The sequence below is a fragment of the Sphingorhabdus contaminans genome, assembly GCF_007280415.1.
GTDB lineage: Bacteria > Pseudomonadota > Alphaproteobacteria > Sphingomonadales > Sphingomonadaceae > Sphingorhabdus_B > Sphingorhabdus_B contaminans.
Genome location: NZ_VKKU01000001.1, coordinates 582335 through 598880 on the forward strand (window position 1 = coordinate 582335; position 16546 = coordinate 598880).

The following is a 16546-nucleotide window of genomic DNA, read 5'->3' on the forward strand; positions in this document are numbered from 1 at the left end:
AGGGTTCAGGCCAGATCAAACCGGTCTGCGTTCATCACCTTGACCCATGCCTTGACGAAATCACGCACGAACTTTTCTTCGTGCCCTCGCTCCGCATAGACTTCGGCGGTGGCGCGAAGCTGGCTGTTCGATCCGAAGATGAGATCGGTACGCGTGGCGCGCCATTTTTCGGTGCGACCGCCACGTGTGTAGCCAATGAATTCTTCATCGCTTGCAGTATCGACACGTTCCCAGAATGTTTCGATATCCAGCAGGTTGACGAAGAAGTCGTTCGACAGCACGCCTTTCCGATTTGTCAGCACACCTTCGGGAATGTCCTTATGGTTTGCACCCAGAACCCGCAAACCGCCGACGAGCACTGTCATTTCCGGGCCTGACAGGCCAAGTAGCGAAGCCCGGTCAATCAGCAGTTCCTCGGTCTTCACCGGCTGACGCGTTTTCAGATAATTGCGGAAGCCATCGGCCTGAGGTTCCATCCAGTGGAAGCTTTCGACATCTGTCCAGTCCTGGGTCGCGTCGCCGCGTCCTCCTGTAAATGGAACGGTGATATCAAATCCTCCGTCTTTTGCCGCCTTTTCGACCGCTGCCGATCCCGCCAAAACAATCGCGTCGGCAAGGCTCATCGAACCGCGCAGTTCTTCAAGCTTTGCCAGAACCTTAGCCAGCTCTTCGGGCTCATTAACATCCCAGTCCTTTTGCGGTGCAAGCGCAATCCGTGCACCATTGGCACCACCGCGTTTGTCCGATTTGCGGAAAGTTGATGCCGATGCCCAAGCGGTTTTGACAAGCTGCGCTACAGTCAGGCCGCTCGACAGGACAGCGGACTTGAACGCAGCGACCTCTGCATCAGATGGAACGACGCCCTGCGGCACAGGATCCTGCCATATCAGGTCTTCTTCCGGAACTTCCGGTCCCAGATACAGGCATTTCGGTCCCATATCGCGGTGGCACAGTTTGAACCAGGCACGGGCAAATGCGTCATCCAGGGCGGCCTGATCATCGCGGAAGCGCTCTGAAATTGCCCGGAATTCCGGATCCATCTTCAACGCCATGTCGGCGGTGGTCATCATTGTGGGGACCCGCTTGTTCGGGTCACGCGCGTCAGGTGCCATATCTTCGGGGTCAGGATTGATCGGCTGCCATTGCTTGGCACCCGCCGGGCTCTCGACCAGTTCATAGTCATATTTGAACAACAGGCGAAAATAGTCGCCGCCCCATTTTGTCGGGTTGTTCGACCAGGAACCCTCAATGCCGGAGGTTGTGATGTGACCTTTTCCGATTTCCTCGGCGTCGGTCAGCCAGCCGAAACCCTGCTGGTGGATTTCCTCGCTTGCAGGCGCCTTGCCGAAATTCGCGGCGGGCTTTGCCCCATGCGCCTTGCCAAATGCGTGGCCACCGGCGGTCAGAGCGACGGTTTCTTCCGAGTTCATTGCCATTCGGCTGAACGTCGCCTTCATGTCGCGTGCAGATTTCAGCGGGTCGGGATCGCCACCGGGTCCTTCCGGGTTTACATAAATCAAGCCCATCTGGATTGCAGCCAGAGGACCCTCCAGATCAGCTTGCTCTTCGGTAATGCGGGTCTTTGCGCCCTCGTTCACCCAGATTTCCTCGGCACCCCAGAATGTGTCGCCTTCGGATTGGTATACGTCCTTGCGACCGCCGCCAAAACCGAAGACGGGGCCACCCATGCTTTCGATCGCGACATTACCGGCAAGGATGAACAGGTCTGCCCAGCTTATCGATTGGCCATATTTCTGCTTTATCGGCCACAAAAGGCGCCGTGCCTTGTCAAGATTGCCGTTGTCCGGCCAGCTGTTGAGGGGTTCGAACCGTTGCTGCCCGCTGCCGGCCCCGCCACGACCATCGGTCACGCGATATGTTCCCGCTGCGTGCCATGCCATGCGGATCATGAAGGGACCGTAATGGCCATAGTCGGCCGGCCACCACGGTTTGCTGTCCGTCATCAATGCCGTAAGATCGGCTTTCAACGCCGCGTAATCGAGCTTTTTGAACGCTTCGGCATAATTGAAATCCTCGCCCATCGGATCGGGCGAAACGCCGTGTTGGTGCAACATATCAACCGGCAGCGCGTCGGGCCACCAATCCTTATTCTGTCGTCCGAGCAATGAGCGGATTTGATTCTCGCCGCCATGTACGGGGCAACCTGCCTTGGGGTCTGCATCTGCCATAAGTCTATCCTCTTCTTTCGGGTTTGAGTCGATTTTTAGAAAATGCCACTCGCTCCTTAATCGGTCAAAGCAATGAAACGACACACACTAATCGATTTTATCGAAATTAGTTCCGGCATGGCGAACGTAATCTTAACCCTTTTCCTGCTTGAAACTTTTGCCCTTCACGCCGATGTAGGCGCAAAGGCAATTGAGCCAAAACAGAGGTATTTATGCACGATCCTTATTTCGATCCTACCACCGCACTCGTTCCCGTTGTTATTGAGCAATCAAACCGAGGCGAGCGCAGCTGGGACATTTTCTCAAGGCTACTGCGTGAACGTATCATTTTTGTGACGGGCGAAGTCGAAGACGGCATGGCCTCGATCATTACGGCGCAATTGCTGTTCCTCGAGTCGGATAATCCGAAAAAAGATATCTGGATGTACATCAACTCGCCCGGAGGCGTTGTGACCGCCGGTATGGCGATCCACGACACCATGCAGTATATCCGTCCCAAAGTGGGCACGGTCTGCATCGGTCAGGCGGCGTCGATGGGCAGTTTCCTTCTCGCGGCGGGTGAGCCCGGAATGCGGGTTGCGCTGACCAACAGCCGCATCATGGTGCACCAGCCTTCGGGCGGCGCACGCGGGATGGCGTCGGATATCCAGATCCAGGCGAATGAAATCCTGCGTATTCGCAAGCGGATGAACGATCTGTACGCGAAATATACCGGAAAGCCGCTCAAGGAAATCGAGAAGGCGATGGACCGCGATACGTTCCTGGAAGCAGAAGAGGCTAAGGCGTTCGGTATCGTTGACCAGGTTTTCGATAAGCGCCCTGCAAATCCAGACGCTGAAGCGGGATAAACCTGTTAGGTTTTTGTCCACCAGTTTTACTAACATGGCGAACCCCTTTTTGGGCTATTGCCAAAATCGAACGCATCTTTAGGATGACGTTTCTATTACAATTCGCGCCCCTGCGGGCGTGGAAGCAGGACATTTTATGACTAAGCTAAGCGGATCCGATACCAAGAGCACACTTTACTGCTCCTTCTGCGGGAAATCGCAGCACGAAGTCCGCAAACTGATTGCAGGGCCTACGGTATTCATCTGCGACGAATGCGTTGAATTATGCAACGATATCATTCGCGAAGAAACCAAGGGTACGTTGACCGGCCGCAAAGAAGGCGAAGTGCCGAGTCCGCAGGAAATCTGCGACGTTCTTGACGATTATGTCATTGGCCAGCCGCAGGCGAAGCGCGTTTTGTCCGTTGCTGTCCACAACCACTATAAGCGCCTGAACCATGGCGCAAAGGGTGCTGATGTCGAACTGGCCAAGTCGAACATCCTGCTTGTCGGACCGACAGGTTGTGGCAAGACCCTGCTGGCGCAGACTTTGGCAAAGACGTTTGACGTCCCATTCACGATGGCGGACGCGACGACTCTGACCGAGGCGGGCTATGTCGGTGAAGATGTCGAAAACATCATACTGAAGCTGTTGCAGGCGTCCGACTATAATGTCGAAAAGGCGCAGCGCGGCATTGTGTACATCGACGAAATCGACAAGATCAGCCGCAAGGCTGAAAATCCGTCAATCACGCGCGATGTCAGCGGGGAGGGCGTTCAGCAGGCCCTTCTGAAGCTGATGGAAGGCACGACCGCAAGTGTGCCGCCCCAGGGTGGCCGCAAGCATCCGCAGCAGGAATTTCTGCAGGTCGACACCACCAACATCCTGTTCATCTGCGGCGGCGCGTTCGCAGGCCTGGAAAAGATCATTTCCAATCGGCTTGAAGGCAAGTCCATCGGATTTGGTGCCCATGTGGCCGATCCGGACGAACGCCGCACAGGCGAAGTGCTGAAACAGATCGAACCCGAAGATCTGCTGAAATATGGTTTGATCCCTGAATTTGTGGGCCGTTTGCCGGTGACCGCAACGCTGGAAGATCTCGACATTGCCGCACTGGTGAAGATCCTGTCCGAGCCGAAGAATGCGCTTGTTAAGCAGTATCGCAAGCTGTTCGAGATGGAAGATGTGGGCCTGAGCTTCACCGACGATGCTCTTGAAGCGGTCGCCAAAAAGGCGATTGAGCGCAAGACAGGTGCGCGTGGTTTGCGTTCGATCCTAGAGGCGATTTTGCTCGATACGATGTTCGACCTGCCGACATTTGACGGCGTGGACGAAGTTGTGGTCGACAAGGATGTTGTTGAAGGCCGTAAAACTCCGGTGCTCGTATACGCCAAATCGGCAAAGGCCGAGAAGGAAGACGCGGCTTAAAGGCAGGCTGCGGAAGGGCACTGTTGCGCCGCTGCAACAACTTCTAAAAAAAACATTAAATGCCCCTTTATGCCGCGGTTGCTGCAGCGCAGCACTTTGCCTGCGTGTGCGCAGTCGCTAAGGCCGAATCACTGCTGATTTGGGGCCCGGCTGTCATTTAACTGACATTTTCCAACCCCAAGGGGGCGCTGCGACCACTCCCGCCGCCGCGATTCGACAAATCGGACGCGTAGATTTGAGGTGGGTCGTTGGACATATAAGGGGTCTAGACATGAAATTTCGTTACACACTCGCTGTCAGCGCTGTTGCGCTTTCGGTATGCAGTTTTTCAAATGCGGCTTTCGCACAGTCGACCGGCTCGATCGAAGTCGACGATGAAGAAGTTGAAGCCATCGTTGTGACCGGTAGCCGTGCAGAGCAGGGCGTAAAGGGAGTTGTTGTACCCGACGCCACCAAGCCTCGCGCGGTTCTGACCGAAGAATTCATCGCCACGCAAACCTCTGGCCAGTCGATTCTGAACACGATCAACCAGGTTCCCGGCGTCAACTTCACCAACTCGGACGCTTATGGTTCGTCTGGCGGTAACCTGCGTATTCGCGGTTTTGACGGTAACCGTATCAGCCTGACCTTCGACGGTTTTCCGCTGAACGATACTGGTAACTACGCCATCTTCTCGAACCAGCAGCTTGATCCGGAACTGATCTATTCGGTCAACGTCAACCTCGGCACCACCGACGTTGACTCGCCCACGGCATCTGCTGCCGGCGGCACGGTCAACTATCTGACGCGCACCCCGAAAAGCGATATGGGCGGCGTTACTGTTCTGACTCTGGGTGGCGAAAATTATAAGCGTGCTTTCGGTATGTTCGACACCGGTGAATTCACCAAGTTCGGCACCCGCGCATTCATCGCCGCGTCCAGAACGGAATATGACAAGTTCAAAGGTCCGGGCGAAATCAAGAAATTCCAAGTGAACGCCGGTATCTACCATCCGATCGGCGACAATGGCGACTTCATATACATCAAGGGCCATTACAACGAAAACCGGAACAATTTTTACCGGAACATCACCCTGGCTGAAATCCGCTCGATCACCGGCCGTCCGTTGATGGCCAATGTCGGCGGCTTCACGAAGGCGCAGGAAGAAACCATCTTCAACTTCGACAACCTCGATACCTGCGCACGCACCTTTGCCGGTCCTGGCGTTGCCCAGAACGACAATGGCGGTTCGGGCCCCAACGGAACCGGTGCAAGCGCCCCGGCAATTGCTGGTTCGACGGCAAATAACCCGTTGAACACGTCGAGCTGCAGCAACTTCTTTGGAGTCCGTATCAACCCTTCGAATACCGGTAACATCCGCCTGAACTCGAAGTTCACGATCACGGACAGCCTGACCTTCACCTTCGACTATGGCTATCAATATGTTCAGGCCAATGGCGGCGGTTCAACGGTTATCGCTGAAAACTCCGCGATTGTGCGTGGTTCTTCGGGTCTCGCTGGCAAGGATTATAACGGCGATGGCGATTTTCTCGACTCGATCCGTTTCTACACGCCGAACAACACCCGCACCAACCGCTTCACGGTCCTGACCTCGCTGATCTGGGACATCACCGACGCGCACCGCGTTCGTGTGGCCTACACCTTTGACCGTGGTCGTCACCGTCAGACCGGCCAGTGGGGCTATCTGGATGGCCGTGGTTTCCCTGAATCGCCCTTTGGCGGCTTGACCGGACGTCCGGTTCTGTCGGCAGATGGCGTTGAGCTGCGTCAGCGCGATCGTCTTTCGATCGCTTTGCTGAACCAGCTTTCGGCGCAATATGTCGGTAAGTTCTTCGACGACGCCCTGCGGGTCGAGGCAGGTCTGCGTATGCCGTTCTTCGAGCGCGATCTCGAAAACTTCTGCTTCACGCAAACCAGCGGTAGCGGTTTTGCAACCTGCACCTCGCAGCCCGTTGGCACGACAGCAGTTCCGAACACCGGTGGCCAGATCTTCATCGTGCCGCCTACGGCAGTGGGTCCTTTCGCATCAAACGCGGTATGGGCACCTTTCACGGCGAAATACAAATTCTCGCCCGTCCTGCCGAGCTTTGGCTTCACCTACCGGATTACCGATGATGCATCGATCTTCGGCAGCTATGCCAAGGGCTTCTCGTCGCCGCGTACCGACAACCTTTACCGTGCGCCGATCGTGTCGGTTGATCCTGAAACCACCGATACGTTCGATTTGGGTGTTCGCTACACCACCAACCGCGTCCAGGCACAGGCTACGGCATGGATGACCGATTTCAAAAACCGCATCGTAACCTCGTTCGATCAGGTTAATGGTATCTCGGTCGACCGTAACATTGGTACGGTTAAGGGTAAGGGCGTCGATATCGGTATCGCCATCCGTCCGCTGGACTGGTTCACCTTCCAGGGTAATGCGTCGTACAACGACTCGACGCTGCGTGACGACATTCTGGTGTCGAGCACCGTTACCCTGCCCACAAAGGGCAAGCGCGTCGTGGAAACGCCGAAATGGACCCTTGGCTATCGTGCACAGGTCGAATTCGGCCCGGTTTCTGCTGGCCTGCAGGTCAAATATGTCAGCGACCGTTTTGCGACCGACCTGAACGACATCAAGTCGGAAGCCTACACCACGGCTGACTTCGATGCCCGTTTCGATCTGGATCAGTTCGGTGCGAAGAACAGCTGGTTGCAGTTCAACGTGACCAACATCTTCGACCGCTTCTATCTTGCCAACATCGGCACCCAGATTGCTGGCCCTGCAAACAATGGTCTGGTTCTGGTTCCGGGTCTGGCCGCAGGCGCTTCGATCCCTGGTGGTTCGGCTCCGAACTTCAGCATCGGCGCACCGCGCACCTTCTCGGGCACCTTGCGCATCGGTTTCTAATCAACCGATCAGAGCGAATAGGAAAGGGCGGGGCTTCGGCTCCGCCCTTTTTATTTGCTATTTGTAGATGCAGCTATCGAGGCCATCGCGTTGAACCACGCGGATGCGGGCGGCGATGCTGTTGCCATAACGACGTGTAAAGCCGCCTGCACCGTGGACGGCACGTTTTTTGGGCAGCGGAAGTACTGCGGCGATTCTCGCTGCTTCCTGACGGGTCAGGTTCTTCGCGCTTTTCTTATAATAACGCTGTGCTCCGGCTTCGGCACCATAAGTCCCGATGCCCGTTTCGGCGACGTTCAGATAGACTTCCATGATGCGGCGCTTGCCCCAGATCGTTTCGATCAGGAATGTGAAATAAACCTCCGGCACCTTGCGCAAATAGCGTGTCCAGCCGCTGCCTTGCCAGAGGAACACATTTTTGGCGGTCTGCTGACTGATCGTGGAGCCGCCGCGCATACGGCCGCCGCTCTTGTTACGTTCCAGCGCCTTTTCAATAGCTTCGCGGTCAAAGCCGTCATGATTGCAAAATTTGCCATCCTCGGCCGCGATAACGGCCCGGACCAGATTGGGTGAGATGTTGGACAGCCGCGTCCAATCCCGCGTCGCTCCATTGCTGTCGAACAGCATGGTCAGGGTCGTAGGGACGGGTACCACGGCGTAAATCGCGGTCAATGCGACACTACCGATCAAAAAATAAAGCAACCATTTGAAGGTAAAGCGGAAGAAACGGGCGGAAAACGAGCGCTTCGGTTCGGTCATAGACCAAAGCTAGCGCAGCATATTCCGCCCGTCACCTGTTTTTACGGTTTGCCTTAATTGGCGAGAATCAAACGCTTTTCACCCGCGATGCGCATCATCGCCTTCTGAAGCTTTTCAAACGCGCGTACTTCGATCTGACGCACACGTTCGCGGCTGACATTATATGTCTGGCTCAGCTCCTCGAGCGTTTTAGGCTCGTCGATCAGGCGGCGCTCGGTCAGGATGTGCTTTTCACGATCATTCAGGCTGTCGAGTGCTTCAGACAGCATTGCATGCCGCATGTCGCCTTCCTGTGCCTCGGCAACACGTTCATCCTGCAAAGGCTCGTCATCAACAAGCCAATCCTGCCACTGGCCGTCACCATCTTCGCGCATCGGCACGTTGAGTGACGTATCGCCACCCATCGCCATCCGGCGGTTCATGTTGTGCACTTCTTCTTCAGACACGCCCAAATCTGTCGCGATCTTGCTGACCGCTTCCGGATTTAAGTCGCCATCTTCAAAGGCTTGCAGGTTATTCTTCATACGACGCAGATTGAAGAACAGCTTCTTCTGCGCTGCGGTGGTGCCGATTTTCACCAGGCTCCAGCTACGCAGAATGAATTCCTGCATCGATGCACGGATCCACCACATTGCGTAGGTGGCAAGACGGAAGCCCCGGTCGGGATCAAATTTCTTAACGCCCTGCATCAACCCGATATTGCCTTCCGAAATAAGCTCGGAAACCGGCAATCCATAGCCGCGATAGCCCATCGCAATTTTGGAAACGAGGCGCAGGTGCGAGGTGACGAGCTGCTCGGCAGCTTTCGGGTCACCATGTTCCTGATAACGCTTGGCGAGCATATATTCCTGCTCGGGCTTGAGCACCGGGAATTTCCGGATTTCGCTCAAATATCTATTTAGGCTCGCATCCCCCCCGAGAGCAGGGATTGTGGCCGGAACATTCTTATGATCAGACATGTTTCTCTCTTTCAATGTTGCCTGCAACCGGGCCTCATCAAGCACCCGACAGCACGCGTTCCCTATCAAAACCTATATACGAAGATGACTTAACAGAAGCTGCATATCTTCTGGTAAACTGCTTTCGAACAATAAAGTTTCTCCAGATATTGGGTGAATAAACCCCAGCGACGCGGCGTGCAATGCCTGTCTATCGAATTTGGACTGATTTTGTCCGATTCTGTATGGGTTTTGTCGATTAGAATAAACGGAATCCCCAATTAACGGGTGTCCGATATGCGCCATATGGACGCGAACCTGATGTGTCCGCCCAGTTTCCAATGTGCACTCAACAAGCGCTGTTTTGGCAAATGTTTCAACCGTGCGGTAATGGGTAACGGCATGCTTTCCTTTGTTTTCAGGAAGTACGGCCATTTTTTTGCGGTTGGTCGTCGACCGGCCTATTTGCGTCTTTACCGTGCCGGCGGGCGGCGCAGGAATGCCGTTGACGATCGCTAGATAGCGTCGCTCAATGTCATGTGCGGCGAATAGTTTTGCCAGCCCCTCATGCGCGGAATCGCTTTTCGCAACGACCAGCAGGCCCGACGTATCCTTGTCGATTCGATGCACGATACCCGGACGTTCGACGCCGCCAATACCGGATAGCTGCCCTTTGCAATGGTGTAGCAACGCATTAACGAGTGTGCCGTCCGCATGGCCAGCCGCGGGATGGACGACAAGGCCCGCTGGCTTGTCGACGATGATCAGATGTTCGTCTTCGAATACAATAGTCAGGCCGATTTCCTGCGCTTCGGCCTTGTCCGGGCGTGGGGCAGGGACAGAAAGCTCGAAATTCTGTCCGGCAAATTTCTTGGAGGCTGCGTCGGTCGTCGCCTTACCTGCAATCCGCAGCGCGTCCTCAGCGATCAGAGCCTGAATACGGGCGCGCGAAAATTGGGGCAGGGCATGGGCCAATGCACTGTCCAGGCGTCCTTCGCCTAACACTCCTGAAAATATGGTATTTTCCCCAACCATCGCCTAGACATGGGTGATGCCATTGCGAATATCAAGGAAGCATCACAACGAACTTCTGGAACGGTCGCTTGCTGCCGGAAATCAGGAGTGCTGCGGCCTTCTTTTGGGGCAGGGTGATCGTGTGCTGGAGGTGGTGTCTTGTACCAATGTGGCGGATGATCCTGCGCTAAATTTCGAACTGGACCCCGGGGTTCTGCTGTCCCGCCACAAGGCCGCGCGTCACGGCGGAATGCCGATTATCGGCTATTACCATTCCCATCCCAATGGCCGCGCCGAACCATCGGCAACCGATGCAGCACAGGCGGCGGATGATGGACGCTATTGGGTGATAATCGCCGGAAACAGCGTGTCAGGCTGGAGACCTGAAGGGCAAGCAGAGCAAGTAATCGGATTTGAGTCCATTCCCATCCTAGTCGAGGGTTGAATCCACGGGAAACAACGTCCATGAGCGCTGCAACAAGCTAATTTGGGAATTTTATCAATGACGGAGTCCGAAGTAGACCTTGCCAGCCTCTTATGTTCGCGGTTGTGCCATGACCTCCTGAGCCCTGTCGGGGCGATGAATAATGGCCTCGAATTGCTGGCGGACGAACATGATCCGGAAATGCGGCAGCGGTGCATGGATTTGCTGGCCGAAAGCGCGAAATCGGCGGCGGACAAACTGAAATTCTTTCGCCTCGCTTTTGGTGCGGCGGGCGGATTCGGTTCGGAAGTTGATCCCAATGATGCCAAAGCAGTCATCGAACCTTTGGTAACAGCGTCCGGACGGACGACCCTGGAATGGGCGGTGCCCGCCGGTTTCATGCCCAAACGCGCCATCAAGATTTTGCTGAACCTCGTCCTGCTCGCCAATGACGCTCTCGTGCGGGGCGGAACTTTGTTCGTCGGTGCCGAAAGCCGTGAGGGCGAACATGAGATCGTCATCCGTGCCAATGGCCCGCGGATTGTGATGGACGAAGCCATACGCACGACGCTGTCGGGAAATCTGGAAGCTGGATCGGTTGATTCGCGTACGGCGGCGGCCTGGATGGCGCGCAATCTGGCGGTGCGTGGCGGCGGTTTGGTGCAATTGGCCGAACCTGATGCCGAACATCTGATAATCGGCGCGCTCATACGCAATTGACCCTTGCGAAAAGGGGCTTTGTAAACGGCATCTTAACCATATCAGGGCACATCTCCAGCTTCGCTTATCGAGGCTGGATAAATGGACGAACTGCTGGACGAATTTATCGCTGAAACGCGCGAAACGCTTGAGGCGTTGGCCGGTCAGTTGGTTCAATGGGAAAAGACCCCGCAAGATCGCGCTCTGATCGACAGCGTTTTCCGCTTTGTCCATACCGTGAAGGGGAGCTGCGGCTTTCTCGATCTGCCCCGTTTGCTGCGGCTGAGCCATGCTGCAGAAGATGTTCTGAGCTGCGCCCGTGATGGCCTGATCGTCGCCTCTCCCGCGCTCGTGTCTGCTATCCTCGCCGTCGTCGACCGCATTGCGGCGCTGACCGAAGCGCTGGAATCGGGTCGCGCAGTGTATGACGATGATGGCGACCTGATCGACGCCATGCACGAATTCCTGCCAACGCATTCCGGCAATGCGACGCCATCGCTATCGGGCGAAGAGGGTGCGCCTGCCGATATGGATGACGACGCAGCCGGCACACGGTCAAAGGCGCGGTCGGTCCGCGTATCGCTCAGCCTGCTCGACCGGCTGATGAATGGCGTGTCAGACATGGTATTGGCCCGCAACGAAGTATCGCGCCAGCTACGAAAATCCCAGGCAGGTGCAGAAGTCGACCTGGCCTTCGCCCGCCTGTCCGCCTCGGTTGCCGAAATGCGCGATGCGGTCGGACTGATGCGCATGCAGAATATTGACCGCCTGTTTTCGTCCTTGCCCCGTTTGCTGCGGGATATTTCGCTGGAGCTCGGCAAAGAGGTCGAACTGCGGATTGACGGAAGCGAGGTCGAAGTCGACCGTGAAATGGTGGAAGCATTGCGCGATCCGCTCACCCATATCCTGCGCAATGCGGTCGATCATGGCATTGAACATGCCGACGAACGTATCGCCGCCGGGAAAGATCCCGTTGGCCATATCCGCATCGTCGCGCGCCAGTCGGGCAACCAGATCCTGATCGAGATCATAGACGACGGCCGCGGTATCAACCTTGAGAAGCTCGGCACACGGGCCGTTTCCGCGAAAATTGTCAGCGCTGCGGAATGGCAGAAAATGCCGGAGAAGGCGCAACTCGGCACCATTTTCATTCCCGGTCTGTCAACAGCGGATTCCGTAACCGCCATTTCGGGTCGCGGTGTCGGAATGGACGTTGTCAAAAGCAATCTGCAAGCCATCGGCGGAACCGTTGATCTGGAGAATTATGAGGGGCTCGGCCTCAAAATGACGCTGCGGCTGCCCTTGACGCTATCGATCATCGCAGGGCTGACGATTAAAGCGGGCAACCAGTTTTTCGGGATTTCGCGCAATTCCATTGTCGAAATCCTGTCCACGACAAACAAGAATGTATCCATTGAAGAACTGGGCGGCGCACAGATCGCGCACATCCGTGGCGAACGCTACCCATATGCGAAACTCGAAAAACTGCTCGGCATCGCCGAGTCGACGGACAGCGTGATGACGGGCCGGACACTGGTCCTCATCCGCCCTGCCGTTGGCACCACCTATGTGCTCGATGTCGAAAATGTGATCGATACCGAGGAATTGGTGGTTAAGCCGGGCGCCCCGATCATCATGGAAACCGGTCTTTATGCGGGAACGACGTTGCCTGATAATGGCCGGCCAATGCTTTTGCTGGATGCAAGCGGCTTGGGCGCAGCGATTGGTATTGAGCAGACCGAAGACAATAGAACCGACGACGTCGCGGAATATGCGGTTAAGGAAGCGAAACGACCCTCCGCCTTGCTGTTCATCGCAACGGACGGAGCGCAGCGTGCGGTGCGTCTGAATGTCGTCGACCGCATCGAAGATATCGATGCTGATCAGATCGAATTTGTCGGTGGCAAGATGCGCGCAAAAATCGGTGAAAGCCTGTTCGATATTTGCGAGCTGGCTGATATCCCGGCCGAGGGGCAGGTCAAGGCACTGCGTCTGACCGACGGTACTTCCACCAAATATATGGCAGTGGACGATGTCCTGGATATCTTCACGCTGGACGAAGAAATTTATCCAAGCGCCCATCCGGAAAAATGTGAAGGCGTGGTGTCCGCGCTCGGTAAGTCGGTAGAACTTGTCAATATATTTCAATATTTTGAAATGGAGGGGAGCGCAACGCGGGACGTTTCGGCACGACCGCTCTGCTATATTGGCAGCGCTGGCGATGCGGAGTGGGAGAAACGGATATTGGCGCCGCTACTGACAGCATCAGGTTATGCAGTCAGTTTCGACGAGCAAGATCGCCATCAGGCCGCAATCGTCTTGAGCCGAACGCATCAGGAAGCCGCAGCCTATGCTGACGATGCGCGCCTATTGCTGTTGCGCGACACGGTGCACGTAAAACCGGACGCCCGGTCCAGCATATACCGGTACGACCGTATCGGCCTGTTATCCGCCATTGAAGCCAAATTAGCAGGAGTCGCGTGATGCCCAGCCTGTTTTTGATCGCCCATATTCACGGTTGTCGTGTTGCCATCAACAGCGACCAGATCGAATCTATCGTAAATGTACCGGACGTGATCCCGGTGCCCCATTGCGATCCGCGCGTTGCGGGTCTTTTCGCTTTGCGTAGCCGGGTGCTGACGCTGATCGACAGCCAATATCTCGTGACAGGCGAACGCCGCACGCTTCAGCGCGGATGTCTGGCGGTCGTGGTCGAAATTGTAGGCCATCATTACGGCCTGGCAGTCGACAAAGTGGAGGATGTGGTGCCGCTGTCTGCGGATAAGATCCAGCAATGCATCCAGCCGGATGGCCAGTGGCAATCGATTGTGTCGGAAACGGTCGAAGTAGGGGACCAGCTTGTCATGATACTCGACCCGGCGCGGCTGGTTACGCGCGAACAATTGATGGCTGCTTGAGCGGTGCAGAAATTCGCCGACATGAAGGGAAATTAACGTGTCGATAACGACCGACCGATAAGGTCAGGGCCGGATCAGAATGAAGGTGGACTATAGATGAAATCCTGTTTGATAGTCGATGATAGCAAGGTAATCCGCAAGGTTGCGCGGCATATACTTGAAACCATGCAATTTGACGTGGCCGAAGCTGCTGACGGCAAGGAAGCGCTCGACCATTGTGCGCAAACCACGCCAGACGTTATCCTGCTCGACTGGAATATGCCGATCATGAGTGGCATGGATTTTCTGCGTGCCTACCGCTCATCGGTTGCGGCACCTATGGCAAAGGTCATCTTCTGCACGACCGAAAATGGCATCGGGCATATCAAGGCGGCGATTGAAGCCGGCGCCGACGAATATGTGATGAAACCGTTCGATCGTGAAACGCTTGAAGCCAAGCTGCAAATCGTCGGCTGCATATAGAGGCTGCTGGGGGTGACGGTCACGCACCAACTATCCGGTGTAACGCCGGGCCCGGATGTGGCGCCTATCCGCGTCATGCTCGTGGACGACAGTGTGGTGGCCCGTTCCATTTTCTCGCGCGTTCTTGGTCAGCATCAGCATATCGAGATAGTATGCGAAGCGCCCGATAGCGATGCGGCGCTTGACCATCTGGAAAGCAAGGATGTCGACATCATCCTGCTCGATATCGAAATGCCCAAGCGCTCGGGTCTCGATGCGTTGCCCGATATTCTGGACAAGTCGAACGGTGCGCGTGTTCTGGTTGTTTCGGCATTTGCCGAAGAAAACGGCCCTGCCGCCCTGAATGCCCTGGCGCTGGGGGCGTGCGACACACTGGCAAAGCCGGGGCGATCCGGATTTTCGGGACGCTTTTCCGAAATATTGATTGATAAAGTCGTCCGCCTAGGCCGGACCGCGCGCCAGCATAACCGCAGTGAAGCGATGGTTACCGCAAAGATGGCGGTGGAATATCAGCAGATTGTCCGGCCGAAATGCATCGCAATAGGTGCATCTACAGGTGGCATTCCGCCGATCTACGAAATCATTCGCAATCTCGATCCTGCATTGGATTGCCCGATATTCATCACACAGCATTTGCCCGACGCCTTCATGCATTTTTTTGCGCGGCAACTGGGCGGACTGACGGATCGTCAGGTTTCGGTTGCGACACCGAAAGATCCGGTGCGGAACGGGCATATCTATATTGCGCCAGGTGATGCGCATCTTGTCTGCCGTCGCGAGCGGAATGGCGTGATACTGGATAGGCTCGAAGAGTACAGCGAAAGCCGCTACTGCCCGTCGGTTGACGCCATGTTCCAGTCGCTTGCACGTGTTTATGGTGCGGGTTGCCTCGGCATTGTTTTCAGTGGGATGGGCAATGATGGTGCGAGCGGTGCTGAAGATATCATCGAAGTTGGCGGAACGACCCTTGTGCAGGATGTGGAAACATCCGTGGTATGGGGCATGCCGGGCGCCGTCGCCAAAAATGGTTTTGCCAGCGCCATTCTGGCCCCACATGAGATGACCGAGTTGCTCGGCCGAATTGCGAAAGCGGCATGAGTACGACGCAGCCTAAAGCTTATGCGACCCTTTCGGCGCTTCTGGAAAAACATACCGGGCAAACGCTGATGGCCAACCGGCACTGGCGCATCGACATGGCGCTGAAACCGCTGATGCGCGAGAATTCGATTCCCGATCTCGATACGCTGATTGCCCTTATTGAAATAGATGCGGACCCCAAATTGACCAGTGCCTGCGTAGAAGCCATGATCAATAACGAAACTTGCTTTTTCCGGGATCAGGCAAATTTCGCCCTCTTGACGGGTCCGGTGCTGGATATGCTCCGCGAACAACGCATGGCGACCAAAAAGCTGCGTATTTGGTCGGCGGCCTGTTCGACGGGACAGGAGCCTTATTCGCTGGCAATGGCCATTCAGGAAAATGCGGAAAAGTGGCGCGGATGGACAATCCAGATCATGGCCACCGACATTTCGACCTCGGCCCTCGCGCAGGCGCGGGCAGGGCGCTATTCCCAATTTGAAATCCAGCGTGGATTGCCGGTGATGCAGATGCTGCGTTACTTCGACCAGGATTTAGAAGACTGGGTTGCCAAAGACACTTTGCGGCGTGCCGTGACCTTCTCCGAACATAATATGCTGCAACCGGCGCCGCATTTCGGCAAATTCGACATCATCCTTTGCCGCAATATGCTGATGTATCTGGGTGAGGAAAAACGCGTGCAAGTGCTGGACGCCATTGCGTCGCGTATCGCCGATGACGGCATTTTGATGCTCGGTGCGGCGGAAACCGTCATTGGCCAGACAGAAAAATTCAAATCGAGCGCAGAGTTTCGCGGATTTTACGAACCTGTCACCCGCGCTGCGACACAAAGCCTGCTCGCGCAACGCCGTTTCGGCTGATATTGCGCCAGTCCTCGGCTTTGCCTATGCATGGCG

General features: G+C 55.8%; 14 protein-coding genes. 10 read left to right on the forward strand and 4 right to left on the reverse strand.

What is annotated here, in order from left to right; all coding sequences use genetic code 11:
- Window positions 1-5: 5 nt before the first annotated feature.
- Window positions 6-2189: a catalase/peroxidase HPI gene (gene katG / locus FOM92_RS02940; RefSeq protein WP_143775286.1), complete on the reverse strand. Its 2184-nt coding sequence runs from the start codon at window positions 2187-2189 to the stop codon at window positions 6-8.
- Window positions 2190-2401: 212 nt separating this feature from the next.
- Here katG and FOM92_RS02945 point away from each other — a divergent pair, with 212 nt between their 5' ends.
- The 3 genes from FOM92_RS02945 (at window position 2402) to FOM92_RS02955 (ending at window position 7338) form a co-directional block, all read left to right on the forward strand.
- A complete protein-coding gene (locus tag FOM92_RS02945) occupies window positions 2402-3037 on the forward strand; it encodes an ATP-dependent Clp protease proteolytic subunit (RefSeq protein WP_143775287.1) in 636 nt (211 codons plus the stop codon).
- Between the two features lie 136 nt (window positions 3038-3173).
- Complete coding sequence (clpX, locus tag FOM92_RS02950) at window positions 3174-4445, forward strand: ATP-dependent Clp protease ATP-binding subunit ClpX (RefSeq protein WP_143775288.1); 1272 nt, start codon at window positions 3174-3176, stop codon at window positions 4443-4445.
- A 271-nt stretch (window positions 4446-4716) separates the two neighbouring features.
- Window positions 4717-7338, forward strand: coding sequence for a TonB-dependent receptor (locus FOM92_RS02955; RefSeq protein ID WP_143775289.1), 2622 nt, complete (start codon window positions 4717-4719; stop codon window positions 7336-7338).
- Window positions 7339-7395: 57 nt separating this feature from the next.
- Here the strand turns inward: FOM92_RS02955 and mtgA are convergent, their stop codons facing one another.
- From mtgA to FOM92_RS02970, 3 genes are all read right to left on the reverse strand, one after another.
- Window positions 7396-8097 (reverse strand): monofunctional biosynthetic peptidoglycan transglycosylase, encoded by a 702-nt coding sequence (gene mtgA / locus FOM92_RS02960; protein WP_143775290.1) that lies wholly within the window; start codon window positions 8095-8097, stop codon window positions 7396-7398.
- A 53-nt stretch (window positions 8098-8150) separates the two neighbouring features.
- Window positions 8151-9056, reverse strand: a complete 906-nt coding sequence (rpoH, locus tag FOM92_RS02965) for an RNA polymerase sigma factor RpoH (RefSeq protein ID WP_143775291.1) — start codon at window positions 9054-9056, stop codon at window positions 8151-8153.
- Window positions 9057-9128: 72 nt separating this feature from the next.
- The gene (locus tag FOM92_RS02970; RefSeq protein ID WP_143775292.1) at window positions 9129-10070 is read right to left on the reverse strand and encodes an RluA family pseudouridine synthase; all 942 of its coding nucleotides are present in this window, start codon (window positions 10068-10070) and stop codon (window positions 9129-9131) included.
- Between the two features lie 22 nt (window positions 10071-10092).
- Between FOM92_RS02970 and FOM92_RS02975 the strand changes: the two genes are divergently transcribed.
- From FOM92_RS02975 to FOM92_RS03005, 7 genes are all read left to right on the forward strand, one after another.
- Window positions 10093-10494, forward strand: a complete 402-nt coding sequence (locus tag FOM92_RS02975) for a M67 family metallopeptidase (protein ID WP_246087132.1) — start codon at window positions 10093-10095, stop codon at window positions 10492-10494.
- Between the two features lie 57 nt (window positions 10495-10551).
- Complete coding sequence (locus tag FOM92_RS02980) at window positions 10552-11193, forward strand: histidine phosphotransferase family protein (RefSeq protein ID WP_143775294.1); 642 nt, start codon at window positions 10552-10554, stop codon at window positions 11191-11193.
- Between the two features lie 81 nt (window positions 11194-11274).
- A complete protein-coding gene (locus tag FOM92_RS02985) occupies window positions 11275-13656 on the forward strand; it encodes a chemotaxis protein CheA (RefSeq protein ID WP_143775295.1) in 2382 nt (793 codons plus the stop codon).
- A complete protein-coding gene (locus tag FOM92_RS02990; protein ID WP_143775296.1) occupies window positions 13656-14090 on the forward strand; it encodes a chemotaxis protein CheW in 435 nt (144 codons plus the stop codon). Before FOM92_RS02985 ends, FOM92_RS02990 begins: the two co-directional genes overlap by 1 nt.
- A gap of 96 nt (window positions 14091-14186) precedes the next feature.
- Window positions 14187-14552 carry a response regulator gene (locus FOM92_RS02995; protein WP_143775297.1) on the forward strand — a complete coding sequence of 122 codons (366 nt, stop codon included), beginning with the start codon at window positions 14187-14189 and terminating at the stop codon, window positions 14550-14552.
- Between the two features lie 12 nt (window positions 14553-14564).
- Complete coding sequence (cheB, locus tag FOM92_RS03000) at window positions 14565-15650, forward strand: chemotaxis-specific protein-glutamate methyltransferase CheB (protein ID WP_143775298.1); 1086 nt, start codon at window positions 14565-14567, stop codon at window positions 15648-15650.
- Window positions 15647-16510: a CheR family methyltransferase gene (locus tag FOM92_RS03005; RefSeq protein ID WP_143775299.1), complete on the forward strand. Its 864-nt coding sequence runs from the start codon at window positions 15647-15649 to the stop codon at window positions 16508-16510. Before cheB ends, FOM92_RS03005 begins: the two co-directional genes overlap by 4 nt.
- Window positions 16511-16546: the final 36 nt, after the last annotated feature.

Coding starts and splice junctions, on each gene's coding strand:
- katG (WP_143775286.1), bottom strand. CDS start 2,189: ATGGCAGATGCAGACCCCAAGGCAGGTTGCCCCGTACATGGCGGCGAG.
- FOM92_RS02945 (WP_143775287.1), top strand. CDS start 2,402: ATGCACGATCCTTATTTCGATCCTACCACCGCACTCGTTCCCGTTGTT.
- clpX (WP_143775288.1), top strand. CDS start 3,174: ATGACTAAGCTAAGCGGATCCGATACCAAGAGCACACTTTACTGCTCC.
- FOM92_RS02955 (WP_143775289.1), top strand. CDS start 4,717: ATGAAATTTCGTTACACACTCGCTGTCAGCGCTGTTGCGCTTTCGGTA.
- mtgA (WP_143775290.1), bottom strand. CDS start 8,097: ATGACCGAACCGAAGCGCTCGTTTTCCGCCCGTTTCTTCCGCTTTACC.
- rpoH (WP_143775291.1), bottom strand. CDS start 9,056: ATGTCTGATCATAAGAATGTTCCGGCCACAATCCCTGCTCTCGGGGGG.
- FOM92_RS02970 (WP_143775292.1), bottom strand. CDS start 10,070: ATGGTTGGGGAAAATACCATATTTTCAGGAGTGTTAGGCGAAGGACGC.
- FOM92_RS02980 (WP_143775294.1), top strand. CDS start 10,552: ATGACGGAGTCCGAAGTAGACCTTGCCAGCCTCTTATGTTCGCGGTTG.
- FOM92_RS02985 (WP_143775295.1), top strand. CDS start 11,275: ATGGACGAACTGCTGGACGAATTTATCGCTGAAACGCGCGAAACGCTT.
- FOM92_RS02990 (WP_143775296.1), top strand. CDS start 13,656: ATGCCCAGCCTGTTTTTGATCGCCCATATTCACGGTTGTCGTGTTGCC.
- FOM92_RS02995 (WP_143775297.1), top strand. CDS start 14,187: ATGAAATCCTGTTTGATAGTCGATGATAGCAAGGTAATCCGCAAGGTT.
- FOM92_RS03005 (WP_143775299.1), top strand. CDS start 15,647: ATGAGTACGACGCAGCCTAAAGCTTATGCGACCCTTTCGGCGCTTCTG.